Raw genomic sequence first — 25,380 nt, forward strand, 5'->3', positions numbered from 1 at the left:
CACAAAAACCGCACAGCAGCAAACACCGTGCAGGCAAACAAAGATCAAAATTCCCCTTACCAGCTGGCAAACAATTTCTATCCCTATGGCAGGCGAGGAATTTTCTTTCTTATTTTTGACGAAGCCACTGCTGCGCCAGACGATGAAACCGCTTATAGTATTCCATCACCAGGCCGGACAGGGTATAATCATATAAAGCGAACACCACATTGCCCGCGGCTAAAAACGCCAGCGGAGTAGCACTGCCAAATACCAGAAAACTGTCTTTTGGGACACTCAGAACGAACACGGCGATGAAAAAACCGGTGACCATCGCAAGGTTGAATACCACAAATTTTAAAATCCAGGAAAGAACCTTGGGCAGGCGCTCCACCAACGCTTTCAGGATGGGATAATACCCGAAAAACAGGATGAACAACACCACCGCTTCTTTATCCGCCGCAAACAGCAGGGAAAGCACACTGACCACGCCGTAAACAGGCCAGGCCCATCGGATTCCCAGCTCAATAACGATCACCATGCCGGGCAAACCGGCCAGTGCGGTAAGCGCATAGGTGGAAATCGGGATCAGTCCGGTCAGAAACATCAAAACAACAGACAGTGCGGCTGCTACGCCGCAAAATGCCACCTGAGCGCTTCTGTTCAGCAGCATGGAATCAAATCCCCGCCCATACATTCACAGCAGGAGTCCGCGCAGAGCAGACCCATGCAGGTATCGCACGAACTGCACCCGCCGTTCCCATAAGAAGTGTTATAGCCGCCGTACACGCCGCCGCGCTGATTCATAGACTGATTCAGCGCCGCACGGTATTCCAGATTATTCGGGTCCAGTTGGCAGGCCCGGGTGAAATGGTTGTGCGCCTCCTCCAGCCAGCCACGCTGGTACAGGATCGAGCCTTTCAGAAAATACCACTCCGCGTTTCTGCTGCCCAAAGGCACCCCATTGAGAATCTGCTCCGCGTCGGCAATTCGACCCGCCATAATCAGGTTCCGTACATCGCGGAAGCTGGAGTTGGACGCGCTGCCATAGTTGTTCTGGTAGCTGCCGGATGGAGCCGAGCTGCCGCCGTACCCGGCGGAATACTGCGCCCCACCGTTATTTTTATTACGACGCTGGCTCATGACCTCATCATAAGCCTCGTTGATTTCTTTCATCTTTTCTCCGGCCAGATCCGCGATCGGACTGCCAGCATAGTTATCCGGGTGATATTTTTTTGCCAGCTCCCGGTAAGCGGCCTTCACCTGTTCATCTGTCGCCGCAGGAGAAACCCCAAGTATTTTATACGGATCCGACATTGCTTTTCCCCTTTTCCATTTTCAGCATAAATTCTTTTTGCATCTGCGGCAGGCCAAGACAAACAATATTATTCAGAATTGGAGCAAACTGTGCCAATTCCAAAAGCCGGAAAGCGGCCATCGCCTGAGATACCGTCATGTTCAACACCTGATTGCACTTTGCGGCCGCTTCCTGCAGCTGCTCTTGTGTGCTCTCCGCCGTCAGTCCATAATCCCGAATAAACGGATTAAACGCATTTTCCTTTAAATCCTTCGGAATATCGTCGGCTGCGTCCATCAGATACACCCACCTGCCTAAAAAATACCCAAACTGTTCGAGAACGCGAAATTCCGGCGTACCCTGCTCGGCCAGCTGCGAAAACACTCCGGAGAGCATCTTTGCGGTCGGTTCCGCACAGGCATCCAGTGGCGGTGATTCCTGCTGCTCAGTCTGCTCCTGCAGCTGCATTGCATCGGCCACCACCTGCTCCAGCTCGGGATAATCCCGCACCGCCTTTTTATGTGCCCTAACAGACAGCGGAAAAAGCAGTAAGGCCCGAAACCGGGATTTCCAGCCGGGATCTTTCAGATCATCCCGCAGCTTATAATAGGTCATAATAACGGTTAACGCCGACGCAAAAATCAGTTCAGGGTATTCCCCCTCGCAGAAGGGGCATTTTTTCATCGGGTTAACCACACACCGGCCCGGTGCCATTTTACACGGAGTCTCAGAGCGAGCCATCATCAGCATGGCCAAAAACGTACAATCATAACTTAAGGTAAGCCTAGACATAATACCGTAGCTTTTGCCCAACTGTTTGCACAAAGAACAATAAACGCCTTTGTACTGTTCATATTCCCGGACAAGCAGTTCGGATTTTTGAGGCTTAATATAACCGAACACAACATTCTCCTAACACTCAGCTTGTACGTTTTATTCTACTATATTTTAAGCGTACCGTTAATTAATAATCTGTAAATTTTTTCACTTCTGTCGAAAAACATCGAATATATTTGACACAAGCAGGTATATTCTAGAATAATTTTACAAAAACAATCTGGAAATTTGCCGGAAACAGATTGACAAACTCTGCTGTTTCCCATATAATGAATACAATGCCCGCCAAAACAGGGTATAAATTAAACAAAACGAGGTATCTCAATGTACGAAGACAAAATTTTGATTTGCAAAGACTGCGGCGCAGAATTCGAATTCACCGCCGGCGAGCAGGAGTTTTACGCGGAAAAAGGATTCACCAATGAGCCCCAGCGCTGCAAAGCCTGCCGTTCGAACCGCAAAAATTCCAGAGGGGATTCTTCTTCCGAGAGAGCCCCCAGAGAGATGTATACGGCTGTATGTGCATCTTGCGGCGCAACCTGCAAGGTTCCGTTCCAGCCCCGCGACGAGCGTCCTGTATACTGCAGCGATTGCTTTGCCAACAGAAGATAACAAAAGGTTTTCGGTCTCACCGTCTCGGTGAAAATGCCGGTTCCATATCGTTTATTTTCAATCTCGAACAATAAAAATGCGCCGAACGCGCGGGGGTTCCCGTCGTTCCGGCGCATTTTTTGCGTTTACCCCTGAAAGGCGCGAATGCGGTACAAAGCATTGAGTACCAGCCAGTTCTGTGGGAACGGACGCATCAGGTTCCAGTACCCCACCCCAAGAAAGCCGTATTCCGTTACCAGTGCAAGCTTCACGCGAATGCTCCGGGCATCCTCAAACCAAACCTCATGCTGCTCGCCGTTGGTATTGGTATACTGAAAATGCGGCGTCTGAGCCGTTTCATCGTATAAAATCTCCGCATTGTATTCCCGGGCCAGGCGCACAGCTTCCACATTGGAAATCGACTGCGCCTTTGTGGTTCCACGCACATACGGTAGCGGCCAGTCGTAGCCGTAATTCGGCATGCCTATGTAAATTTTATTCCGCGCGATCTGCGTGACCGCATAATTCAGCACCGCGCGGATATTCGGAATCGGCGCCACTGCCATTGGCGGGCCGTAGGTATAGCCCCATTCGTAGGTCATGAGCAGAACGGCGTTGGCTGCCGCCCCTAACCCGCCGTAATCGTGCCCCTGATACAAAAGCCCAGGCTGGTCGCTCGAGGTTTTGGGCGCCAGGGCCACGATCACCTCGAAGCCCTCCGCGTTCAGGCGCTGTGTCGCGTTGCGAATAAAGGCCGTGTACTTGTCACGATCCTCAACATAAATAAATTCGAAGTCGACGTCCAATCCTTTATAATTTTTCTGACGCATATTGATTAAAATGTTATCTATGAGGCGGGTCTGCACCTGCATATCATTCAGCGCACGATGTGCCAGCTCGTTGCTGAAGCCTCCGTCCTCCGTTAAGGTAGACAAATGCATCAGCGGCGCCACACCGTATTGCTGTGCAATACCGATCAAAGCTTCGTCATCCAGCGGAACCAAATCTCCGTTAAACGTGAATCCATAGGTAAACGGCGTCATGTAGGTCATAAACGGCATCGTCTGGCGGAACAGTGTCCGGTCAACAAACGGATACGCATAGCCGTTTGTTGACATATCCCCCAGCCTCGGCTGCTCGTAGGAGATCACCAGCCGTTCACCGGGGCGCAGAACATTCAGCGCACCCAGCTTGGTATTGTTACGGTACAGCTCATTGATCGTAATACCGTACTGCTGAGAAACCGAATACACCGTGTCGCCGGCTTCCACCACATGCACCCGGCGGGGAAACAAAATCACGATCGTCTGGCCAGTAACAAGACGATTTGGTTCATCCAGCTCATTGTACTGAATCACATCACGCGCGGACACACCGTACATGGCCGCGATCGAATACACTGTTTCCCCCGGACTGACCACATGAATTGTCATTGTCACCGCTCCTCTTCCCCTGCTTTTATCGCCAAACAACGAAATCGGCATTTCTGCTGAAAACCGACAATTTCTCCCCCGCCAAAGGCTGGGGAGAAATCAATGCTGCTTTAAATATATGCAGTTAAAAGAGAGCACATTCGTAAAACCGGGACAACAACTATTTTTGCCTGGCGTTATCGCGCTCCAGTGCGACTTTTAAATACTGGCCGGTGTAGGAATCCTTACTCTCCGCCACCTGCTCCGGAGTACCCACGGCCACCAGCGTGCCGCCGCGGTCTCCGCCCTCGGGGCCAAGATCGATGATATGGTCGGCTGTTTTGATCAAATCCAGATTGTGCTCGATCACGAGAACGGTGTTGCCGGTATCCACCAGCTTTTGCAGCACGTCGATCAGCCGGTGAACGTCGGCGATATGCAGTCCGGTGGTCGGTTCATCCAGAATATAAATTGTGCGCCCGGTTGGCCGTTTGGAAAGCTCCGTAGCAAGCTTGACCCGCTGGGCCTCACCGCCGGAAAGCGTGGTAGCCGGCTGGCCGATCTTAATATACCCCAGCCCCACATCGTAAAGCGTTTGCAGTTTGCGCTGAATTTTCGGGATGCTGGAGAAAAACTCCAGCCCCTCCTCCACCGTCATTTCCAGAACATCGTAAATATTCTTGCCCTTATAGCGGATTTCCAGCGTTTCTCGGTTGTAGCGCTTACCCTTGCAAACATCGCAGGGAACGTAGACATCCGGCAGAAAGTGCATTTCAATTTTCAGTATTCCGTCTCCCTGGCAGGCTTCGCACCGTCCACCCTTCACGTTAAAGGAAAAGCGTCCTGAGCTAAAGCCCCTCAGCTTTGCGTCTTGTGTGGAGGCAAAAAGTTCACGGATGTCGGTGAACACACCGGTATACGTTGCGGGATTTGAGCGCGGCGTGCGCCCGATTGGCGCCTGATTGATCTCAATTACCTTATCGAGCTCTTCCACACCCAAAATTTCTTTATGGGCGCCGGGCCTTGTTTTAGCGCCGTTGAGCTGAGCCGCGAGAGATTTATACAGAATTTCGTTAATCAGTGAAGATTTACCGGAACCGGAAACACCAGTGATGCAAACAAATTCGCCCAGGGGAATCTCCACCGTCAGGTTTTTCAGGTTGTTCTGGGTCGCGCCAACAATTTTCAGCTGCTTGCCGTTGCCGGGGCGGCGGGTTTCGGGAATCTCAATTCGTTTCGCACCGCTGAGATACTGCCCGGTAATGGATTCCTTGCAGTTGACGATCTCCTTGGCCGGACCGTTGTAAATCACATAGCCACCGTGAACACCCGCACCGGGGCCGATGTCTACAATGTGATCTGCCGCCAGCATCGTTTCCTCATCATGCTCCACGACCAACACCGTATTCCCAATATCGCGCAGATGCTTCAACGTGTTCAGCAGTTTATCGTTATCCCTCTGGTGCAGGCCGATGCTGGGCTCATCCAGAATGTACAGAACTCCCATCAAAGAAGAGCCGATCTGGGTGGCCAGGCGAATGCGCTGGCTTTCGCCGCCGGAAAGTGTTCCCGCGGAGCGCGACAGTGTGAGATATTCGAGGCCAACGCTCTGCAAAAAGCCCAGGCGGCTTCTGATTTCTTTTAAAATTGCCTTGGCGATCATGCTCTCACGGGGTGTCAGCTCGAGCCGGTCTAAAAACGCAAGCGCTTCCGACACAGATCTTTCGCAGAAATCGCTGATATTCATGCCGCCTACCGTCACAGCCAGACTGGTAGCGGAAAGGCGCTTACCGTGGCACTCATCGCAAGGGATGGCGCTCATGTAGGATTCAATTTCTTCCTTGATCCAGCTGCTCTGCGTATCGCGGAAACGGCGCTCCAGATTGTTGACGACACCCTCAAAATCAGTCTTATATTTCCCGTAGCCATACTCGCTCGTGCGCTCCAGCTCGATCTTCTCCCCCTTGGTGCCGTACAGAAGAATGTCGATGATTTCCGGGGGAAGCTCCCCCAGAGGCGTATCGAGCGAAAAGCCGTAACGCTTTGCAAGGCCATTCATATACATCATGGCGATGCTGCTGCCCTCCATCGCCCAACCGCTGCCCTTCAGGCCGCCCTTGCTGATGGAAAGGCGCTTATCCGGTATGACCAGATCCGGATCAATCTTCATAAACACGCCCAAACCCGTACACTTGGGGCACGCACCTGCCGGGTTATTGAAGGAAAACATGCGGGGCGTCAGCTCCTCGATGCTGGCTCCATGCTCCGGGCAGGCATAGTTCTGCGAAAAAAGCAGGTCTTCCCCATCCACCACGCTGACAATCATCAGGCCGTCGGCCAGAGAAGACGCAGTTTCAGCGGAATCGGACAAACGGGAGCGGATGTCAGGGCGGATGACCAGGCGGTCTACCACAATATCGATCGAGTGCTTCTTGTTCTTTTCGAGCTTGATTGTTTCGGAAAGATCGTACAAAATTCCGTCCACCCGAACGCGGACAAAGCCGCCTCGGCGGGCTGCTTCCAGCTCCTTCACATGCTCGCCCTTACGCGCCCGAATGACCGGAGCCATCACCTGAATTTTGGTACCCTCCGGAAGAGAAAGCACCCGGTCGACAATCTGATCAATCGTCTGCTGCTTGATCTCCCGGCCGCAAACCGGGCAGTGTGGGACACCGATGCGGGCATACAGAAGACGCAGGTAATCATAAATTTCGGTTACGGTTCCCACGGTAGAACGCGGGTTTTTCGACGTGGTTTTCTGGTCGATGGAAATCGCCGGGGACAAACCCTCAATATAATCCACATCCGGCTTGTCCAGCTGCCCTAGAAACTGGCGGGCATAGGACGAAAGCGATTCCACATAGCGGCGCTGACCCTCGGCGTAAATTGTATCAAACGCAAGAGAGGATTTTCCGGAACCGGAAAGGCCGGTCAGAACCACCAGCTCATCGCGCGGAATCTCAATATCGATGTTCTTCAGGTTGTGCTCTCTGGCGCCTTTGACCAGAATGTTTTTAGCCGTCATACTGTATAATTCCTCCGAAGCCAGATTGAATCCGTTGTTATCGGGCAGCGTTATTTTCCGCCGCTCAGCTGTTTGATTTTATCGCGCAGGTAGGCCGCATGCTCGAATTCCAGAAGCTTTGCGGCCGCCTTCATTTCGCGGGTGAGCTTTTCGATCGTCTGCTTGCGCTCGGCCGCACTCATGCGCTTGCCTTTTTTGCCCTTTTCTTCGTCCTTATGCGTCGAGATCTCCAATACATCCGAAACACTCTTAATGATTGTTTTAGGCGTGATATGGTGTTCCTCATTATATTTCTGCTGTATTTCACGGCGGCGCTGGGTTTCACGGAGCGCGCGCTCCATGGAAGGCGTTACGGAATCGGCGTACATAATCACCTGACCCTCTGAGTTTCGAGCCGCGCGGCCAATCGTCTGGATCAGTGAGCGTTCGGAGCGCAGAAAGCCCTCTTTGTCCGCGTCCAGAATCGCGACGAGAGAAACCTCCGGCAGGTCGAGGCCCTCGCGCAACAGGTTGATACCCACCAGAGCATCGAATTCGCCGAGCCGCAAATCGCGGAGAATCTCCATGCGCTCAACGGTATCGATGTCATGGTGCATATACCGCACACGAATCCCCATATTTTCAAGGTAGGACGTTAAATCCTCCGCCATTTTCTTCGTCAGCGTCGTTACCAGCACACGCTGATTTTTTGCCGACCGCAGGTTGATTTCCGAAATCAGGTCATCGATCTGCCCCTCTACCGGCTTGACGATTACCTCAGGGTCCACCAGCCCAGTGGGGCGAATCACCTGTTCGACGATCTGCGCCGATTTTTGAAGCTCTAAATCACCCGGCGTTGCGCTGACAAAGATCGCCTGATTCACACGCTCGTAAAACTCGTCAAAATTCAGCGGGCGGTTGTCATACGCCGATGGCAAACGGAAGCCAAAATTGATCAGCGTTTCTTTTCTGGCCCGGTCACCCGCGTACATAGAGCGAACCTGCGGCAGCGAAACGTGGGACTCGTCCACAAACAGGAGGAAATCCTCAGGAAAATAATCGAACAGCGTAAACGGCGCGCTGCCCGGCTCACGCCCTGCCAGCACGCGGGAGTAGTTTTCAATCCCCTTACAGAAGCCGATTTCCTGCAGCATTTCCACGTCGTACATCGTGCGTTCGCGAATGCGCTGTGCCTCGATCAGCTTGCCCTCCGATTCGAAGAGTTTAACCCGCTCTTGCATCTCCTGCTCCAGCTGCTGCACAGCGACCATCATTTTCTCGCGCGGCACAATATAGTGCGACGCGGGATAAATCGCAACGTGCTTCAAAAACGCCTTCAGTTCACCCGTGAGCGCGTTAATCTCTGAAATTCGTTCAATTTCATCGCCGAAAAACTCCACGCGAATTGCGTTTTCGTTTGACTGTACGGGGAAAATCTCGACCACGTCGCCGTGTACGCGGAACTTATTACGGACAAAGTTCACGTCGTTTCTTTCGTATTGCAGTTCTACCAGCTTTTTCAGCAGCTCGTCGCGGTTCTTCTGCATACCGGGGCGCAGTGAAATCACCATAGTGTGGTAATCGATCGGGTTACCGAGGCTGTAAATACAGGAAACGCTTGCCACGATGATCACATCCCGCCGTTCCGATAGTGCTGAGGTAGCGGAGTGGCGGAGCTTATCGATCTCGTCGTTAATGGCAGAATCCTTTTCAATATAAGTGTCTGTGGTGGGGATGTACGCTTCCGGCTGATAGTAATCATAATAGCTGACAAAATATTCCACTGAGTTTTCCGGGAAGAACTCTCGGAACTCGGAGCAGAGCTGCGCCGCCAGCGTTTTATTGTGTGCCAGAACCAGCGTTGGCCGGTTCACCCTTGCAATCACGTTCGCCATGGTAAAGGTTTTTCCCGAACCGGTCACGCCTAAAAGCGTCTGCTCCCGGTCACCGTGGTTGAGCCCCTCCACCAGTTGGTCGATTGCCTTCGGCTGATCACCAGTTGGCTGAAATTTCGAAACCAGCTTAAAATCCATGCTTTCCCCCCCCACAAACACTCCTGTAATATTCTATCGCAAAATCTGCTTGTAATCGTTAAAAATGAAAAGTGTTACCTCTTTCCCCACCGTCACGGAGAGGAAACGTATTGATTATCATAATAGTACATTTGTTCGTTTTTGTCAACCACCCACCATTCCTCGCTAGAAAAAAAGGAGCCTGATCGGCTCCTTTCGTTTTTGCTTACCAAGCGGCATATAAAGTGATTTCTTTGGGTTAACACCGTGTAAACCCATAACCTATGCACAGAATGCTTTCATCCGGATTCTCCGCCACGAAACACCCCCACATTAAAACGGCTCCATAATATCCTTTAATATACCCAGATGAGACAAGGATATATAATCCTGATCACCAAAAATAATATGGTCGCGCAGCGGTACATTCACCGCACGAAGCGCGTGGTACACCGAAATGGTGGATTCAATGTCGCCCCTCGACGGAACCGGGTTCCCGCTGGGGTGATTGTGCGACATGATCGCTGCGCTGGCATTGTAGCGAACCGCAAGCTCCACCATCCTGCGCACGTAAATCGGAACCGTATTGACCGTACCCTCGTTGACTACCTCACACGAAAGCAAGCGGCACTGGCTGTCGAGCAGGAGGAGTACCACCACCTCATTCTGGCGGCCGATGTACTTTCTGCGCAAAATTTCTGCCGCCTGCTCTACCTCGAACACACGCACCTTTTCTTTGTGGCTGTCTTCGTAATACGCGCGGCACATCTCTGGAACCATTTTGATCAAAAAAGCGGAAACTCTGCCCACTCCCTGTACCTTCAGCAGCTCCTCATACGGCGCGTGAAACACGCCGGACAAAGAGCCGAAACGATCAATCAGGTGGTGGGCCAGCCCGTTCGTGTCCCCTCTGCGAATAGAGAAAAAGAGGAGCATTTCCAGCACCTCATGAGAGGCGAAGCCGTCAATCCCGTCTTTTAAAAAGCGTTCCTGCACCCGTTTGCGATGTCCCTCATGAATCCCCGCGGATTTTTCAGGAATGCGTTCTGTTTTCAACCGCACCCCGCCTTTCTGAAAAGAATGGGGTTCTATCCCTCAGGCAGTGAACGCCTTTGGGGTATCTTTTAAAATCTCGTATGAGAAACGCAAAGATTGTTTATTTTACCTTGCGGCTGCCGGGCTTGACCAGCTCCAGCTTTCCCTCTTTGCAAAGCGGGCAATCCTGCGGCTCCCAAGATTCTACTTCCAGGGAAATCACCGCACGAAACGGTACGCCGAAATCAATTTTTCCGCCGGTTCTATCTACAATGGAACCTACTCCAACCAGATCGCCTCCGGCCGCGCGAACCAGCTCGATCACCTCACGCACGGAGCCACCAGTGGTAACGACGTCTTCTACGATCAGAACCTTTTGCCCGGGCTTTATCGCAAAACCGCGACGCAGAGTCATTGTGCCGTCTTCCCGCTCGGCGAAGAAGTTTTCGCATTTCAGCGCACGGCTGACCTCATAGGCCATCTGAACCGCGCCCATCGCCGGGCCAATGACAACCTCTACGCCGTCGTTCGCAAAATGCTCCGCCAAAGCGCCGCAAAGCGCCTCGCTATACTTTGTGTTGCGGAACACCTTCGCGCACTGCAGGTAACGGTTGCTGTGTCGGCCGGAGGTCAGGCGAAAATGCCCCTCCAAAAGAACACCGGCCTCTTTTAAAACTTCCAGAACTTTTTCCTGTGTAATCATCGTTTTGCTGTCCCCTTTTCCTCGATTCAACTGTATCTCTAAAAAATTATTATATACTAAAATAAATCATTTGGGAAGCCTTGCACCCCTTTTGTTGTACATGAGACTTATGATATACTGGTACAATAAATTGGCCGCGCTCTGCGCCGCACCAAATAATAAGGGGATACCATATGAAATCCGTAACCATCGGTGAAAACGACGCCGGACAGCGTCTGGATAAATTCTTGACCAAGGCCTACCGCAATCTACCGCAGTCGATGCTGTACAAAAGCGTCCGCAAAAAGGACATCAAGCTCAACGGCAAGCGGTGCGATATTTCCACCCGCCTGAACGCGGGCGACGTGCTGACAATGTATTTGAAGGATGAGTTCTTTCAGCAGGCGCCGGAGGAGTATGATTTTCTCAAAGCCCCGCTGAAGCTGAATGTTTTATTCGAGGATGAAAACATTCTGATTCTGGATAAAAAGCCGGGTCTGATCGTTCATCCGGATGAAAACTACCACTTTGATTCGCTGATCGCCCGGGTGCAGCACTACCTGTACGACAAGGGCGAGTACCGCCCGCAGGAGGAAAACAGCTTCGCGCCCGCGCTCGTCAACCGGATTGACCGCAACACCGGCGGCATCGTGATGGCGGCAAAAAACGCGGAGTCACTGCGTATTTTAAATGAAAAGGTGAAGAACCGAGAGCTGAAAAAGCTGTACCTGTGCATCGTGTGCGGGCATATGGAGCAGAAATCTGCCACACTGGAGGGATACCTCGAGAAAAACGAGAGCCAGAACCGGGTGTATATTTCAAACCATGGCGCACCAGGCGCAAAAAGCATCCGCACGCGTTACCGTGTGCTGGAGGAACGCGGCGCATACAGCCTGCTGGAAATTGACCTCTTAACCGGGCGTACCCATCAGATTCGCGCGCACATGGCATCCATTGGCCACCCGCTGGCCGGGGACGGAAAATATGGCACGAACCGCCAGAACAAAAAAACCGGACTGCCGTATCAAGCGTTGTATTCGTACAAGCTTCAATTTGAGTTTACGTCGCCGGCGGGGATTCTGGAATACCTGAATCACCGCGAATTCGAGGCAAAGGAAATCTGGTTTCTGAAAGATTTTTATTCCTGGAACGCATAACAGAAAGAAGGGGTATTGATGGAATGCTCGATCCGCACATGGATGCTGAGCGACGCGGTCGATTTGGCCGAAGCGCTGAATAACCCAAACGTTATGAACAACCTGCGGGACGGCCTCCCCTGCCCTTACACACAGACTGACGCGGAAAGCTACATCCGCGCGATGCTCGCCGCGGAGCCGGGCAGCCAGTATGCCTTTGCAATCGACGTAGGCGGCCGGACTGTCGGCAGCATCGGCGTGTTCCGGCAAGCGAACATTCATTTTCGCACCGCCGAGCTGGGATATTATGTGGCAGAACCTTACTGGGGCCGGGGCGTCTGCACCGGCGCGGTGCGGCAAATCTGCGACTATGTATTCCGGAACAGCGACATTCTGCGCATTTTCGCCGAGCCGTTTGCCCGCAACGCCGCTTCCTGCCGGGTACTGGAAAAAGCAGGCTTTACTACGGAGGGAATTCTTCGAAAGAATGCCGTTAAAAACGGAGAGATTCTGGATATGAAGCTTTATTCTTTGATAAGAGAATAATAAGCCAAAAGGCTTTGCCGAAAATTTTCGGCAAAGCCTTTATTTTATTTCTTGTTCCAGATGATTAAATTCTTTTGTAGTGAAAAATTCTCCCAAAGTGATACCTAAACCATCACAAAGCATCTTGATTGTAAGAATTTTGGGATTCTGACTTTTCCCATATAAAATATTTTTGACCGAAGATGGCGAAAGCGCTGAAAGGTTGGCCAGCTTATTAATCGTGACATTCCTTTCTTCGCAAAGCTGTAAAATACGATTACGGACTGCTTCTGTTGTAGTCATACGATCACTCCCACCCATTTTATTCTAAGAATATAAAAAATCCCTTGAATAAGTAGGCTATACATGCTACTATTAGGCTATCGGTAGTCTTATTATGTATAGAAAGAGATGGGAATATGTTTATTCGTCAGCTTTATCAGGAGCAGTATGACATGCTGCTCCATTATCTGGTACAGCGGGGATGCTCCAACCCTTTAGATGCAAGCTATGAAGTGAGCATGAAAATAGACGGCTTCGAATACCGGCTCCGCCTTCAGCCCGGGCGCAAACGAAAAATCGCCGTTTTACAGGCGGTGCGAATCTGGACGGAACAGGGCGAGCAGCGATTTCAACTATTGACAGACAACCTGCCGCTTTCGTGCCTGCTGGAGCTGCTTTTATTGGAACGGAAATCTGCCGAACAGTATAAGAACACCTGCCGTCAATATGGTTGACGGCAGGTGTTCTTATACCCACGGCTATATCAAAAAAACATTTTCTCTTTGCGGGGTTTTCCGAAGCCTATCTGCTAGCGCAGCCTTGCCCCTCAGGCCGGGGCAGGCCATTACCGGTTCCGTTCAGCGGCGCACCCTTTCCGAGCGCTCTCGTTGGCTCGGGGAAGGGCGGCACTGCGTGCCGGTTCTTTTTCCTCTCACTTTCGCGAGAGAGGGGCTATTTTTTATTGCGGTTCCCGCAGGGAAAAATTCTGCTGGCGCAGGGCGTGCCCCTCGTGCCGGGGCGGGCATTTACTTTCTTTACGAAAAGAAAGTAAACAAAGATTCGCCCAAGGCTCCGCCTTCGGAATCCGTTTTTGGGAACGGTTTCTTCCAATATTAACGACAGCCTCCGGAAAGGCGCTCTATGGTAAGTGCGCACGCGCCTTGTTTTGTGGGAACAAGCAGTTTGCCGGTTCCGTTCGGCGGCGCCCCCTTACCGAGCGCTCTCGTTGGCTCGGGGTTTTAGATGCGGCTTCGCCGCATTTTTTTGCTGGCGCAAGATCTGCTCTGCAAATCGAAACTATGGGTGAACTTATAATCAAAGCTACTGTAAGGCCGCCCTCTCCGAGCCAACGAGAGCGCTTTGAAAATGCTCGCCGACAGACGGGATCGCAAGGCTTATTTCCAGATGAAGCTCGGAGAGTGGGCATTTTCAATGGAGCGCCTTCCCGAAGAATTTCGTTTACGCAATAAGGGATTGTTCCCCAAACGGATTCCAAAGGTGCCCTTTGGCGAGCCTTTGCTTACTTTCGCCTCGTCGCGAAAGTAAGTGCCCGCCCCGGCATGAGGGGCAAGCCCTGCGCAAGCAGAATTTCCACGGGGAACCCCCGGAGAAAAAATTTTTTTCTTACAAAAGAACGAAAAAACTCGCCCCGGCATGAGGGGCGAACTAATAAAAAATGAATGTACCTGTAAGGAAACTCACAGAAAAGCCACTCTTTCATACCAAAAGAAAAACGCCTGCCTCCGGCATTGGGGGAATCCCCTCGCCAACAGACAGGCCATGCAGAGAAACTCTGCTGAATATTTTTCACGAGATAAATCCCGCATGTTTAACCTGCTCCCCGACACAAGGAGTACGGGCCGAGCCATCAGGTATTTTTATCCACCTGATGAAACTGCTTCAGATTCCCAGTTTTCAGCTCACGCTTACTCAGTTCATCCTCTACGTCCTGCCAGGAAATCCCCTCGTTGACCATCAGCACCGTCAGATGATACATAAGGTCGGAAAGCTCCAGCACGGTTTCTTTGTTATCCCCGTTTTTGGCGGCGATAATCACTTCGCTGCATTCTTCGCCACACTTCTTCAAAATTTTATCGAGGCCCTTTTCGAATAGATAACAGGTGTAGGAACCCTCTTGTCGGTCTGTTTTGCGGCTTTCTACCGTTTGATACAGCTCCTGTAAAACGCTCATTGTGCATCCTCCCCTATCGTTCGGTAAAAACAACTGTGGTTCCCGGTATGGCAGGCAGCCCCGGTCTGCTCCACCACCGCCAGCAGAGTATCGTCGTCGCAGTCGGTATACAGCTGGATCACCCGCTGTACATGGCCGGAGGTAGCCCCCTTGTTCCAAAGCTCCTGCCGGGAGCGGCTGTAAAACCACGTATACCCGGTTTCAATTGTTTTGCGCAGGGACTCCCGGTTCATATAGGCCAGCATCAGCACCTCTTTGGTGGACTGCTCCTGCACGATCACGGGGATCAACTCCCCCTTTTGGAAGAAACGTTCCAGATCTTTATCTGTAAAGGTACTATACTTTTCACTCATTATTTTCTTCTCCTTGCGCCGCCGTAATAGCCTCTTTTAAATCCAGACTGCCGCTGTACAGCGATTTGCCACAAATGGCCCCATACAGCCCTAATCCCCGTAAATCCTGGATATTTTGCAGGTTTGCGATACCTCCACTGGCAACAATCTCACACGAAACCGCCCGGTTCAGCGCATCCAGCTGCTCGAGGTTTGGGCCGCTGAGCATCCCGTCTTTCGATATATCTGTAAAGATAATATACTTTACTCCAACCTGTTCCATCTGTTTTGCAAGCTCAATATAATCCACCGTGGAGGTTTGTGTCCATCCCTCGGCAGCCACTTTACCGTCTCTGGCATCAATGCCCACGGCGATCTGCTCACCCCAGCGCTGCACACAGTCGCGCACAAGCTGTGGATCATACAGGGCGACAGAACCGAGAATCACCCGGGAAATCCCGCGCGACAGGTAAAACTCCACGTCCGCAAGCGTGCGGATACCGCCGCCGACTTCTACCCGCAGGCCGGTTTCCACTGCCCGCAGAAACACTTCGCTGTTGACCGGGTGCTTTGTCTTGGCTCCGTCGAGGTCTACCATATGAATCCACTGTGCGCCGGCTTCGGCAAACGAACGAGCTGTTTGCTGCGGGTCCTCCGCCACCTTGTGCGCGGTATCGTAATCGCCCTGCCGCAAGCGGACACAGGCGCCGTCTTTAATATCAATCGCGGGAAAAATAATCATGGAATCCCCTCTTTCTTACAGGCTGCCCTTCGTGGACAGCACCTGCCCCGGTGTGGTTTCGGCAACGGCCAGCCGCAGCGCGTGCGCAACTGCCTTGAACATCGCTTCGATCATATGGTGCGAATTTTTGCCGTATTCCACCCGGGTATGCAGGGTTAGCTCCGCGTTCATGGCAAAGGCGCGGAAGAATTCCTCCGTAAGGTAGGCGTCGAACTCCCCCACCACCTGCTGGGGAAACTCCGCCTGAAACACCAAAAACGGCCTGCCGCTCACATCCACCGCCGCGAATGCCAGCGTTTCATCCATGGGCACAAAAAAGCTGCCGAAGCGCGCGATGCCCGAACGATCCCCCAGGGCCTGACGGAACGCGCGACCCAGAACGATGCCGGTATCCTCCACCGTGTGGTGACCGTCTACGAACAGGTCGCCCTGCACCTGTACCTGTAAACCGAAACCGCCATGGGTAGCAAATGCCTGCAGCATATGGTCGAAAAACCCGATTCCGGTCTGGATTTTTGTTTCCCCGCCCTCCAGCTTCAGCCGGACGCTGATTTGGGTTTCCCGCGTTTCGCGGGACTGCTCTGCTGTTCTCATAGCCGTTTCCCCCGTTATTCTAATCATTTCAATCGTTTCTCTTCCAGACAGGTCCTTCCTATCTTCCCTGCCTGCAGCAGGAAAAGAAGGGAGAGCAGACCTGCTATAAAATCTGTTCCAGCGCGGTAAGCAGATCCAAATTTTCCGCAGAAGAACCGGCGGTAATGCGCAGGAAATCACCCATCAGGCGCACTGCGATGCCTTCGGTCAAAAGCTTTTCGTACACGTGCCGCGCATCTGAAAGACGAAGCAGCACAAAATTGGTGCAGCTTGGGTACAGAAGAAATCTGCCGGGGTTCTTTTCCAGAAGCCTCTGCAGCCCTTGCGACAAAGCCTTACGGGAATCGATGATTTTCTCAATCGAACGATCCAGCATCTTTGGGTATGAAAGCACCACAGCGCCCGCATTCTGCGTGACGGAATTGACATTATACGGAGATTTGACCGCCTGCATCGCCGCGGTGATCGTCTGGTTGGCCACGGCAAAACCGAGACGGAGTGCCGCAAGGCTGATCGCCTTGGAGCAGGTACGCAGCACCACCAGATTATCGTACTGCTCTGTTTCCTGAATCAGGGATTGATCCCAGAAATCCATATAGGCTTCATCCAGAATCACCAGGGCGCTCACGGAACGAATGATTTTCCGCACCTGCTCACGGGAAAGACCCAGCGAAGTTGGGTTGCAGGGATTGGAAAACAGAATCATCTTTGCTCCGGTCTGATTTGCAACGGAGATCAGTTCCTCCACATCAATGGTCAAATCGCTTTTTTTCACGACCTCCACGCACTGAGCCTCTACAAGCGAGGAATAAAACCGGTACATGGTAAAATCGGGAGAAAGCGTGAGTACGGTGTCCCCTTTCATCAGGAAAGCGGTCATCAAAACAGAAATCAGCTCGTCGGAGCCATTGCCCGCCGTTACATTTTCCGGACGGATACCATAGTATTGCGCAAATACACGGCACACATCGACGGCCAACGGGTCAGGATAACGGTTGAAGGCCGTATACGCAAACGAGTCCATCATCTTCGACATAACATTCGTCGGCAGTGATAAAAAGGATTCATTGGCGTCCAGCCGGATCCGGAAATCGCCCTCCAGCGGCTCATATGGCGTTAAGTCTTTGATTTTGCTGTTCAGCTGGTACAATGACATCACATCCTCACTTTGATGGAATTGGCGTGAGCCGTCAGACCTTCCGCTTTCGCCAGAGTCATTACGTCTGGCCCGGCGGCCTCAAGCGCCTGCTTGGTATAATAAATAAAGCTGGATTTTTTCAAGAAGCTGTCCACGGAAAGCGGCGAGAAGAACCGAGCCGTTCCCCCGGTGGGAAGAACATGGTTCGCGCCCGCATAATAATCGCCCAGCGGCTCGGGGGAGTAATTCCCCAAAAAGACGGAGCCGGCATTGTCGAGGCAGCCAAGGTATTCGATGGGGTTTTCACAGCAGACCTCCAGGTGCTCCGGAGCAAGGCTGTTCGCAAAAGCAACGGCCTCTTTCATGGTATCGCAAACAAGGAGAGCTCCGTAATTCTGGAGCGACTGCTCCATGATTTCGCGGCGCTCCAGCTGAGCGGTTTGGCGTTCCAGCTCTTTGGCAACCTCCTGTGCAAGGCTGAGGCTCGGCGTGAGCAGAATCGCAGAAGCCAGCACATCGTGCTCCGCCTGCGAGAGCAGGTCTGCGGCAAGGTACACCGGATTCGCCGTTTCATCCGCCAGAACGAGGATCTCGCTAGGCCCCGCAATCATGTCGATGTCCACAACGCCGTACAGCTGCTTTTTCGCCGTGGCAACATAAATATTGCCCGGGCCAACAATCTTGTCCACCCGCGGGACGGTCTCGGTACCGTAGGCAAGCGCCGCCGCAGCCTGCGCCCCGCCCATCAGGAAGATACGATCCACCCCGGCGATCAGCGCAGCCGCCAGAATATTCGGGTTCGGCCTGCCATCCTTTTGGGGCGGCGTCGCCATCACAATTTCACCCACCTGCGCAATTTTCGCAGGGATTGCGTTCATCAGCACGGAAGAAGGATATGCCGCCGTACCGCCGGGAACATAGATGCCGACTCTGTGCAGCCCGCGCACCCGCTGGCCCATCAGAACACCGTCCTCACGGGTCGTCAGCCAGCTTTGCTGCGCCTGACGCTGGTGAAAATCGCGGATATTCTGCGCGGCACGTTCCAGTGCGGCGATAAATTCGGGGGCGCAGTCTTTGGAAAGCTCTGCCATCTCCTCGCGCCCCAGCTCGCGCTTTGCAGGCAGCGAACCGTCGAACCGCAGGGTGTATTCATCCACAGCCGCGTCGCCGCGGGTTTTAACCTGTTCCAGAATCTCCGCAACGCGAGCATCAACCAGTTGATCCTTTTCCTCTCCACGACGGCGGATTTGTTCCACGGTGCGGCGGCCTTCATTACCGCTTAACTGAATCGGTTTGAGCATACCTTTTCCTCCTTCTTTTGGATGGCCTGATTCATACGGTCGACCAGCGCCTCGATCTCATCCTTTCTCAGCTTCATCACCGCTGAATTGACAATCAGTCGGGCAGAAATCGGGCAGATAATCTCGAGAATCTCAAGTCCGTTTTCCTTGAGGGTGTTTCCGGTTTCCACCAGGTCTACAATGGCCTCGGCCAGGCCGAGCAGTGGGGCCAGCTCCACCGAGCCTTCAATTTTGATGATACGCACATCCATGTCCCGGTTTTCAAAGAAGGTGCGGGCCACCTTCGGGTATTTTGTCGCCACGGTTTTGACCGAGTATCCTTCAAAAATATCGGAACCCCGGGGGCCGGCTACCGCGAACCGGCATTTTCCGAAGCCGAGATCAAGCACCTCGAAAAAACCACCGTTGCTTTCCATAATCGTATCTTTGCCTACAACACCCAAATCACACACCCCGTGTTGAACATAGGTAATTACATCGGCCGCCTTGGCCAGAACCACCTCGATTTCGCCGTCTCCCACGGGTAAAATCAGTTTTCTGCCTTTATTGTGCACTTGAGAGCAATCGTAACCCATTTTTTCCAGCAGAGCCACCGTTTTTTCTTCCAGGCGACCCTTTGTCAGCGCTATTCTTAACGGAGTCATCCATTTTCCTCCTTTGTGAGCATAATCGAAACCGTGGTGTCGGAAACAAAATCCACCTGGGGAATCCCCATGGCCACCGCGTAATGAATGGCCTGCTCACGGTCCTCAAATACTGAAAACTCGCAGGTAATTCCGCGCTCTGTAAGGCGCGCCGCATAATCCAGCGCCTTGATTTCAAAGCCGTCTTCTCCATGCACCAGAATCTGTGCGGGAATAATAGCGGTTTCTTCGCCCTCGGCGGCCACAACATCCGCAAGAACATCCACATTTGCGGCAAATCCGATGGCCGGCATCGGCGTTCCATACAGCTCTAACAGATTGTCATAGCGCCCGCCAAGCAGAAGTGCCTCGCCTGCCTGGGGAACATAGGCGCTGAACACGATACCGGTGTAGTAATCGTTTCTCTGCACCAGCCCCAGGTCGACCATGATACGGTCAGAAAGCCGCAGCTCTGAAAGCATGCCATACAGCTTCTTCAAATACCGAATCGGCTCCTTGGCACTGTCCGGAAGAGGAAGATTCTCCGCCTGCTCCAAGATTTCATCTCTGCCGAACAACCGAGGCAGCTGCCGCAAAGCGGCGACCTCGCAGGAATCCGGCAGCGAATCCAAAATCTCGTCAAGCGCGGGGTAATTCTTGGTTTCAATAAACCCGCGAATGTCCTCCAGAACATCCTCCGAAACCGTCATTCCATCCACAATGGCCCGAAAAAAGCCGGCGTGCCCAAGCTCAATCCGGAAATCCGGCACACAGGCGGAAAGCGCCTCGATTGCCGTTACAAGAATTTCCAAATCGGCCCGGTGCCCGCCGGCCCCCAACATTTCTACCCCGGACTGCATGATCTCATCCGCATGTCCGCTAAGCCCCGGATGATTCCGGTAAACTTGTTGGGTATAAAATAAACGCAGGGGCTTTTCCTGCCCCTGCAACCGGGTTGCCGTAAGCCGCGCAATCGGCAAAGTAGAGTCTGGCCTTAGCACCAGAAGCCTCCCTCTGCGGTCTGTCAGCTTATACATGGTTTCCGACGGTATTCCGGAGCGCTCCGGGTCAAACACATCATAAAACTCCAAGCCAGGTGTAACAACCTGACGGAATCCTCTTTTACGGTACACCTCTTCCAGACGGTGCTCCACGTGATGATGGACCAGGCATTCCTCAAACAGATAGTCACGAATGCCCTCGGGAGTGATTTTATGGTATTTTTTCATAAGATTGCACCGCCTTTGCTTTAACATGCTAATATGATAGCATAAGAAACTAGTGGTATCAAGGTTTATTTTGCATTTTTATGCCTTCATGATGCTGAAATTGTCCCCTGTTTTCATGGATGAGTATAGGAAAAACGTAGAAATTACAGGTCTACTATGATATAAACCCGCTGTTTCTTCATAAAAAGAATATTCATAAAATGAGCAATCGGCGTTCCTTTGAATCAAAAAATACCGGCAAAGCCTGCCGGTTAAAAAAGCAAGCAGTTCTTCCCCGCCCTTGGCTGGGGAAGAACTGCCATTGTATAGAAAGCTGCTTTTAAAGTTAATAGACTATAAATGCAAATCAAAACAAGCTCATCTGGCTGCTTGCAGGTAAGCCGTTCAGCGCGTTCGCCGTCTGCAGCGCTTCGATCACCGATTTGGAAACCTTAGCGCGGGTCTGCAGATCATCGATGGAAATGTACGGCCCACCGGTTTCACGCGCCGCAGCCAAGCTGTTAGCGGCCGCCTCGCCCACACCGGAAAGCGACGCAAACGGCAGACGGATCTTGCCTTCCTCCACTAGATACTTTCTCGCGTCGGAACGGTACAAATCGATCGGCAAAACCTGAATATTGCGAGCCAGCATCTCGTTGACGATTTGGAAGGTGGCAAAGGCATCCTCTTCCTTTTTGCTGGCCTCCTTGCCCTTCATCGTAATTTCATTCATTTTGCGGCGCACGGCCTCTCGCCCCTGCAACACCACAGCACCGTCAAAGTCTTCGCCGCGCACAGTGAAATAGGCGGCATAATACTCTACGGGGTGATGCACCTTATACCAGCCGAGGCGCAGAGTTGAAATCATGTAAGCCGCCGCATGGGCTTTCGGGAACATGTACTTAATCTTCATACAGGAATCAATATACCACTGCGGTACATTGTGATCCTTCATCGCCTGAATATGCTCGGGCGTCAGCAGTTGGGATGCTTTACCCTTTCGGGTAATCTCCATGATCTTAAACGCCATTTTGGGCTCGAGGCCCTTGAGCAGCAAATACGTCATGATGCTGTCTCGCGTACCGATTACTTCTGAAATCGTGCAGGTTTTATTCTTGATCAAATCCTGCGCGTTGCCGAGCCAAACATCGGTACCATGAGACAAACCGGAAACCTGGAGCAGGTCGGAGAAGGTTTTGGGCTGTGCGTCCATCAGCATCTGTCGGACAAAGCTGGTACCTACCTCCGGTAAAGAAAAGGTTCCCGTGGGGGAATCAATGTCCTCCGGCGTGACGCCGAGCGCCTCTGTGGAATGAAACAGCGACATCACCTGCGGGTCGCTCATCGAAACCTTCATGACCGGGATTCCGGTGTAATCCTCAAGATAGCGGTAGATGGTCGGAACATCATGCCCGAGCTCGTCGAGCTTACAGATCGTATCATGGATGGCGTGGAAGTCGAAGTGTGTGGTGATGTTGTCGGAGTTCTGATCGTTGGCCGGGTGCTGCACCGGGCAGAAATCGTAAATGTCCATCCCGCGCGGTACAACGACCATGCCGCCCGGGTGCTGGCCGGTGGTACGCTTGACGCCGGTGCAGCCGGTAGCCAGGCGCAGCTCTTCGGCGCGGTGCAGAACTGTCCCCTGCTCCTCGGCGTATTTGCGGACAAAACCGATAGCCGTTTTATCCGCCACAGTTGCGATGGTGCCTGCCTTAAAGACGTTGTCCTTGCCGAACAGCGTTTCCGTGTAGCGATGGGCGTCACTCTGGTACTCGCCGGAGAAATTCAGGTCGATATCAGGCGTTTTGTCGCCGTCAAAGCCCAGAAAGGTTTCGAACGGGATGGTATGGCCATCACGGTCGTATTCGGTGCCGCAAACGGGACACTGCTTGGGCGGCAGGTCAAAGCCTGAACCATAGCTGCCGTCTGTAATGAATTCACTGTTTTTGCAGTGCGGGCAGATATAGTGCGGCGCCAGCGGGTTTACCTCAGAAATACCGGAGATATTCGCCACAAACGATGAACCAACCGAACCACGGGAGCCAACCAGATAACCGTGTGCCTCGGAATCGGCCACAAGCTTTTGGGCCGTCATATACAGCACGGAGAAACCGTGCTTATTGATGGAATCCAGCTCGCGCTTCAGGCGGCTGTGAACGATCTCGGGGAGAGGGTCACCATATATCTCTTTGGCTCGCTCCCATGAAATGCGGTTTAGCTCTTCCTCCGCTCCGTCGATAAACGGCGGGAACACCCCGGGTGGAATCGGAGAAAGCTCTTCGACCATATCCGCGATTTTATTCGTGTTGGTCACAACCACTTCATACGCCTTTTCCTTGCCGAGGTATGCAAACTCCTCCAACATTTCGGGCGTAGTGCGCAGGTACAACGGCGCCTGCGCGTCCGCGTCGGCAAACCCCTGCCCCGCCATCAAGATTTTTCGGTAATCCCCGTCCTTCGGGTCTAGAAAATGAACGTCACAGGTAGCGACGACAGGCTTGTTCAGTTCTTCGCCCAAACGGATGATTGTGCGGTTATACTCCCGCAGTGTTTCTTCGTTTGGCACCTGACCATTGCGCACCATGAACAGATTGTTGTCAATCGGCTGAATCTCGAGATAATCGTAGAAATCCGCGATTTCCTTCAGCGTAGACCACGGCTGGCCGCCGGCGACCGCGCGGTAAAGCTCTCCCGCTTCACAAGCGCTGCCGAGCAGCAAGCCCTCGCGGTATTTTACCAGAACGCTCTTGGGGATACGCGGCTTCTGGTAAAAATAATTCAGATGAGAAAAGGAAATCAGCTTATACAGATTCTTGAGACCCGTCTGGTTCTTCACCAGAATGATCTGATGTACCGGGCGAATCTTCTTTGGGTTCCCCCCGGCCAGGCATGTATTGATGTCTTTCACGCGCGTAGCACCGGTGTCTTCTTTCAGACGGATCAGCAGATTCTGAAAAATTTTTGCCAGCACCGCCGCATCGTCGCACGCGCGGTGATGATTGAACGGGTCCAGTTTCAGATATTTGGCCACCGTATCGAGCTTATAGTTTTTGATGTCCTTGAGCATCGAGCGGCACATTGGCAGGGTATCGATGTACGGGTAAGGAAAATCCATTCCGTGGCGCTCGGCGGCGGCGTGCATAAACGAGGTATCGAACGCGGCGTTATGTGCCAGCAGCACCGGGCTTTCCCCGCAGAACTCATAAAACTGCCGCAAAGCTTCCTCTTCAGACACAGCGTCCTTTACCATTTCATCTGTAATGCCGGTCAGCTCGGTAATTTTAGCCGGGATGTGCATTCCGGGATTGACGAAAAGATCGAAGCTGTCGGCAATCTCTCCGTTTTTGATCCGCACCGCGCCAATTTCTGTCATACGGTCATTCTCCGCGCTCAGGCCGGTGGTTTCAATATCGAATGAGATGAACTCATCCTCTAATGTGTTTTCCGTTTCGCCTACCAGCGCGGGAACCATATCGTTGACAAAATAGGATTCGATGCCATACAGAATCTTAAATTCTCCGCCCTTTTTACGGACGGCTGCGGCGGCGTTCATCGCGTCCGGGTAGGCCTGTGCCACACCGTGGTCGGTAATGGCGATCGCCTTATGTCCCCATTCGGCGGCACGCTTAATCAGGTCGCCCACAGGCGTGATGCCGTCCATGCTGGACATGGAGGTATGCAGATGCAGCTCCACACGTTTTTCGGGCGCGTCATCCACAACCTTCAGCTGCTCTACTGTGCTGATGCCGCGCGGGCGAAGCACGATTTCGTGGTCGTACTTATCGTAGCTGATTTCACCGCTGACCAGAACCGTACTTCCCCTTTTCAAAGTATCCAGCGCACGACACTGGCTGTTGTCTTCAATCAGCTTTAAGGTCATGGAACCGGTGTAATCCGTAATATTGATAGAATAGATTTTTTTTGATTTATCGCGGGTCTGGCGCTCGTCCATACTGAAAATCTCGCCCCAGATGGTCACCGTGCCGGATTCCGGCCCGACCCGGCCGATCGGAACGGGTTTCGTACTGCGTCCCATACGGCCGTACAGCAGCTTCGCCGTATCCGGCAGAATCGACGGTAAAAGCGTATCGCCGCCACGCACATTAACAGTATGCGGTTTCTTTTTGGCTTTACCTCCGCCCTCGTTCATCATGGACTCGTAATGTGTCATTTCCTCAGCGGTCGCCTGACGGCGCTCTGTTTCCTGCTCCTGCCTGACCCGTTCGATGAAACGGGCGTCGTCCGCCTGAACGGCAACCGTACCATCAAAATCCACCTTGAGCGTCAGGCCGAACTCCTCCTGAATCAGGCGGGAGGCCGCTTTGTCAAACCCGCGCGAAAGCAGCATGTCACGTCCGCCGTGCGAGAGTGTGATGGTAAGGGTACCCTGCTCCAAACGCGCAGAGGCACCCTTCAGGCTACCGTTCAGGCTGGCATCCCTGCGCCGCAGCTCCTGTGCCAGCTCCGGAAAATACTCCGTTTGGAACAATTCTTTTGCGTAACGGGGCAGTACCGTCACTCTGCGAACATTCAGCGCTTCCGTCAGCTGTTGTTCCAGCGCAAAAAGAACACGGCGCTCCACCAAAGCCGGAAACGCCGCCTCGATCGCCAGCTCCCGGTTCTGCTCGTCGATCCGCAGGGAAAGCACAGTTCCCTCCGGCACAGGCCCGGACAAACCGGGGATATTGAGGTATGTACCAAACACTTCAGCAAAGGTTTTCATTCCAACATCCTTTTC

The 25,380-nt window shown here is 52.7% G+C and carries 22 protein-coding genes; 4 read left to right on the forward strand and 18 right to left on the reverse strand.

The annotated features are described in order from the left end of the window. Window positions 1-109: 109 nt before the first annotated feature. From QOS46_RS04600 to QOS46_RS04610, 3 genes are read right to left on the reverse strand one after another with little or no spacing between them, the layout of a single operon-like run. Window positions 110-652 (reverse strand): hypothetical protein, encoded by a 543-nt coding sequence (locus tag QOS46_RS04600; protein WP_283607612.1) that lies wholly within the window; start codon window positions 650-652, stop codon window positions 110-112. Next, window positions 643-1,296 (reverse strand): J domain-containing protein, encoded by a 654-nt coding sequence (locus QOS46_RS04605; RefSeq protein ID WP_283607613.1) that lies wholly within the window; start codon window positions 1,294-1,296, stop codon window positions 643-645. The genes QOS46_RS04600 and QOS46_RS04605 overlap by 10 nt, the downstream gene beginning before the upstream one ends. Further along, window positions 1,280-2,179, reverse strand: coding sequence for a DUF5685 family protein (locus QOS46_RS04610; RefSeq protein ID WP_283607615.1), 900 nt, complete (start codon window positions 2,177-2,179; stop codon window positions 1,280-1,282). The genes QOS46_RS04605 and QOS46_RS04610 overlap by 17 nt, the downstream gene beginning before the upstream one ends. Window positions 2,180-2,437: 258 nt before the next feature. On the opposite strand from QOS46_RS04610, the gene QOS46_RS04615 reads away from it, so the two are divergent. Continuing rightward, window positions 2,438-2,725: a zinc-ribbon domain containing protein gene (locus tag QOS46_RS04615; protein ID WP_009064155.1), complete on the forward strand. Its 288-nt coding sequence runs from the start codon at window positions 2,438-2,440 to the stop codon at window positions 2,723-2,725. Window positions 2,726-2,850: 125 nt separating this feature from the next. Here QOS46_RS04615 and QOS46_RS04620 read toward each other — a convergent pair whose 3' ends face one another. From QOS46_RS04620 to pyrE, 5 genes are all read right to left on the reverse strand, one after another. Further along, window positions 2,851-4,137 carry a LysM peptidoglycan-binding domain-containing protein gene (locus QOS46_RS04620; RefSeq protein WP_283607617.1) on the reverse strand — a complete coding sequence of 429 codons (1,287 nt, stop codon included), beginning with the start codon at window positions 4,135-4,137 and terminating at the stop codon, window positions 2,851-2,853. Window positions 4,138-4,297: 160 nt separating this feature from the next. Beyond that, window positions 4,298-7,141 carry an excinuclease ABC subunit UvrA gene (uvrA, locus tag QOS46_RS04625; protein WP_283607619.1) on the reverse strand — a complete coding sequence of 948 codons (2,844 nt, stop codon included), beginning with the start codon at window positions 7,139-7,141 and terminating at the stop codon, window positions 4,298-4,300. A gap of 50 nt (window positions 7,142-7,191) precedes the next feature. Then, on the reverse strand, window positions 7,192-9,153 hold the full coding sequence (uvrB, locus tag QOS46_RS04630; protein ID WP_283607621.1) for an excinuclease ABC subunit UvrB: 1,962 nt from the start codon (window positions 9,151-9,153) through the stop codon (window positions 7,192-7,194). Window positions 9,154-9,465: 312 nt separating this feature from the next. After that, complete coding sequence (locus QOS46_RS04635) at window positions 9,466-10,188, reverse strand: JAB domain-containing protein (RefSeq protein ID WP_283607622.1); 723 nt, start codon at window positions 10,186-10,188, stop codon at window positions 9,466-9,468. A gap of 100 nt (window positions 10,189-10,288) precedes the next feature. Beyond that, window positions 10,289-10,870, reverse strand: a complete 582-nt coding sequence (pyrE, locus tag QOS46_RS04640; protein WP_283607623.1) for an orotate phosphoribosyltransferase — start codon at window positions 10,868-10,870, stop codon at window positions 10,289-10,291. Window positions 10,871-11,043: 173 nt separating this feature from the next. Here pyrE and QOS46_RS04645 point away from each other — a divergent pair, with 173 nt between their 5' ends. Continuing rightward, entirely contained in the window at window positions 11,044-12,006 is a 963-nt protein-coding gene (locus tag QOS46_RS04645) for an RluA family pseudouridine synthase (protein ID WP_283607624.1), read from the forward strand. Window positions 12,007-12,024: 18 nt separating this feature from the next. Beyond that, window positions 12,025-12,531 carry a GNAT family N-acetyltransferase gene (locus tag QOS46_RS04650; RefSeq protein ID WP_283607625.1) on the forward strand — a complete coding sequence of 169 codons (507 nt, stop codon included), beginning with the start codon at window positions 12,025-12,027 and terminating at the stop codon, window positions 12,529-12,531. 39 nt (window positions 12,532-12,570) lie between these two features. On the opposite strand, the gene QOS46_RS04655 is transcribed toward QOS46_RS04650, so the two are convergent. Further along, window positions 12,571-12,813 carry a helix-turn-helix domain-containing protein gene (locus QOS46_RS04655; RefSeq protein WP_283607626.1) on the reverse strand — a complete coding sequence of 81 codons (243 nt, stop codon included), beginning with the start codon at window positions 12,811-12,813 and terminating at the stop codon, window positions 12,571-12,573. A 116-nt stretch (window positions 12,814-12,929) separates the two neighbouring features. Between QOS46_RS04655 and QOS46_RS04660 the strand changes: the two genes are divergently transcribed. Next, window positions 12,930-13,247, forward strand: a complete 318-nt coding sequence (locus QOS46_RS04660; protein WP_283607628.1) for a hypothetical protein — start codon at window positions 12,930-12,932, stop codon at window positions 13,245-13,247. Window positions 13,248-14,380: 1,133 nt separating this feature from the next. Here the strand turns inward: QOS46_RS04660 and hisE are convergent. The 9 genes from hisE to QOS46_RS04705 form a co-directional block, all read right to left on the reverse strand. Next, window positions 14,381-14,704 (reverse strand): phosphoribosyl-ATP diphosphatase, encoded by a 324-nt coding sequence (gene hisE, locus QOS46_RS04665; RefSeq protein ID WP_283607630.1) that lies wholly within the window; start codon window positions 14,702-14,704, stop codon window positions 14,381-14,383. Next, complete coding sequence (gene hisI / locus QOS46_RS04670) at window positions 14,701-15,057, reverse strand: phosphoribosyl-AMP cyclohydrolase (RefSeq protein WP_283607632.1); 357 nt, start codon at window positions 15,055-15,057, stop codon at window positions 14,701-14,703. Before hisI ends, hisE begins: the two co-directional genes overlap by 4 nt. After that, a complete protein-coding gene (gene hisA, locus QOS46_RS04675; RefSeq protein ID WP_283607634.1) occupies window positions 15,050-15,778 on the reverse strand; it encodes a 1-(5-phosphoribosyl)-5-[(5-phosphoribosylamino)methylideneamino]imidazole-4-carboxamide isomerase in 729 nt (242 codons plus the stop codon). Before hisA ends, hisI begins: the two co-directional genes overlap by 8 nt. Window positions 15,779-15,793: 15 nt before the next feature. Then, a complete protein-coding gene (gene hisB / locus QOS46_RS04680) occupies window positions 15,794-16,372 on the reverse strand; it encodes an imidazoleglycerol-phosphate dehydratase HisB (protein ID WP_283607635.1) in 579 nt (192 codons plus the stop codon). Window positions 16,373-16,475: 103 nt separating this feature from the next. Beyond that, the gene (gene hisC / locus QOS46_RS04685; protein WP_283607637.1) at window positions 16,476-17,528 is read right to left on the reverse strand and encodes a histidinol-phosphate transaminase; all 1,053 of its coding nucleotides are present in this window, start codon (window positions 17,526-17,528) and stop codon (window positions 16,476-16,478) included. After that, window positions 17,528-18,811 (reverse strand): histidinol dehydrogenase, encoded by a 1,284-nt coding sequence (gene hisD / locus QOS46_RS04690; protein ID WP_283607639.1) that lies wholly within the window; start codon window positions 18,809-18,811, stop codon window positions 17,528-17,530. The genes hisC and hisD overlap by 1 nt, the downstream gene beginning before the upstream one ends. Then, window positions 18,790-19,455, reverse strand: a complete 666-nt coding sequence (gene hisG, locus QOS46_RS04695; RefSeq protein ID WP_283607641.1) for an ATP phosphoribosyltransferase — start codon at window positions 19,453-19,455, stop codon at window positions 18,790-18,792. Before hisG ends, hisD begins: the two co-directional genes overlap by 22 nt. Beyond that, entirely contained in the window at window positions 19,452-20,663 is a 1,212-nt protein-coding gene (gene hisZ / locus QOS46_RS04700; RefSeq protein ID WP_283607642.1) for an ATP phosphoribosyltransferase regulatory subunit, read from the reverse strand. Before hisZ ends, hisG begins: the two co-directional genes overlap by 4 nt. A 346-nt stretch (window positions 20,664-21,009) precedes the next feature. Further along, window positions 21,010-25,365 carry a PolC-type DNA polymerase III gene (locus QOS46_RS04705; RefSeq protein WP_283607643.1) on the reverse strand — a complete coding sequence of 1,452 codons (4,356 nt, stop codon included), beginning with the start codon at window positions 25,363-25,365 and terminating at the stop codon, window positions 21,010-21,012. Window positions 25,366-25,380: the final 15 nt, after the last annotated feature.

The organism is Faecalispora anaeroviscerum (assembly GCF_947568225.1).
In the GTDB taxonomy this organism is placed as follows: domain Bacteria; phylum Bacillota; class Clostridia; order Oscillospirales; family Acutalibacteraceae; genus Faecalispora; species Faecalispora anaeroviscerum.

Coding starts and splice junctions, on each gene's coding strand:
- hisG (WP_283607641.1), bottom strand. CDS start 19,455: ATGACTCCGTTAAGAATAGCGCTGACAAAGGGTCGCCTGGAAGAAAAA.
- QOS46_RS04705 (WP_283607643.1), bottom strand. CDS start 25,365: ATGAAAACCTTTGCTGAAGTGTTTGGTACATACCTCAATATCCCCGGT.
- pyrE (WP_283607623.1), bottom strand. CDS start 10,870: ATGATTACACAGGAAAAAGTTCTGGAAGTTTTAAAAGAGGCCGGTGTT.
- QOS46_RS04605 (WP_283607613.1), bottom strand. CDS start 1,296: ATGTCGGATCCGTATAAAATACTTGGGGTTTCTCCTGCGGCGACAGAT.
- hisC (WP_283607637.1), bottom strand. CDS start 17,528: ATGTCATTGTACCAGCTGAACAGCAAAATCAAAGACTTAACGCCATAT.
- QOS46_RS04660 (WP_283607628.1), top strand. CDS start 12,930: ATGTTTATTCGTCAGCTTTATCAGGAGCAGTATGACATGCTGCTCCAT.
- hisE (WP_283607630.1), bottom strand. CDS start 14,704: ATGAGCGTTTTACAGGAGCTGTATCAAACGGTAGAAAGCCGCAAAACA.
- hisZ (WP_283607642.1), bottom strand. CDS start 20,663: ATGAAAAAATACCATAAAATCACTCCCGAGGGCATTCGTGACTATCTG.
- QOS46_RS04650 (WP_283607625.1), top strand. CDS start 12,025: ATGGAATGCTCGATCCGCACATGGATGCTGAGCGACGCGGTCGATTTG.
- QOS46_RS04620 (WP_283607617.1), bottom strand. CDS start 4,137: ATGACAATTCATGTGGTCAGTCCGGGGGAAACAGTGTATTCGATCGCG.
- hisI (WP_283607632.1), bottom strand. CDS start 15,057: ATGAGTGAAAAGTATAGTACCTTTACAGATAAAGATCTGGAACGTTTC.
- uvrA (WP_283607619.1), bottom strand. CDS start 7,141: ATGACGGCTAAAAACATTCTGGTCAAAGGCGCCAGAGAGCACAACCTG.
- QOS46_RS04655 (WP_283607626.1), bottom strand. CDS start 12,813: ATGACTACAACAGAAGCAGTCCGTAATCGTATTTTACAGCTTTGCGAA.
- uvrB (WP_283607621.1), bottom strand. CDS start 9,153: ATGGATTTTAAGCTGGTTTCGAAATTTCAGCCAACTGGTGATCAGCCG.
- hisB (WP_283607635.1), bottom strand. CDS start 16,372: ATGAGAACAGCAGAGCAGTCCCGCGAAACGCGGGAAACCCAAATCAGC.
- QOS46_RS04645 (WP_283607624.1), top strand. CDS start 11,044: ATGAAATCCGTAACCATCGGTGAAAACGACGCCGGACAGCGTCTGGAT.
- QOS46_RS04600 (WP_283607612.1), bottom strand. CDS start 652: ATGCTGCTGAACAGAAGCGCTCAGGTGGCATTTTGCGGCGTAGCAGCC.
- hisA (WP_283607634.1), bottom strand. CDS start 15,778: ATGATTATTTTTCCCGCGATTGATATTAAAGACGGCGCCTGTGTCCGC.
- QOS46_RS04615 (WP_009064155.1), top strand. CDS start 2,438: ATGTACGAAGACAAAATTTTGATTTGCAAAGACTGCGGCGCAGAATTC.
- hisD (WP_283607639.1), bottom strand. CDS start 18,811: ATGCTCAAACCGATTCAGTTAAGCGGTAATGAAGGCCGCCGCACCGTG.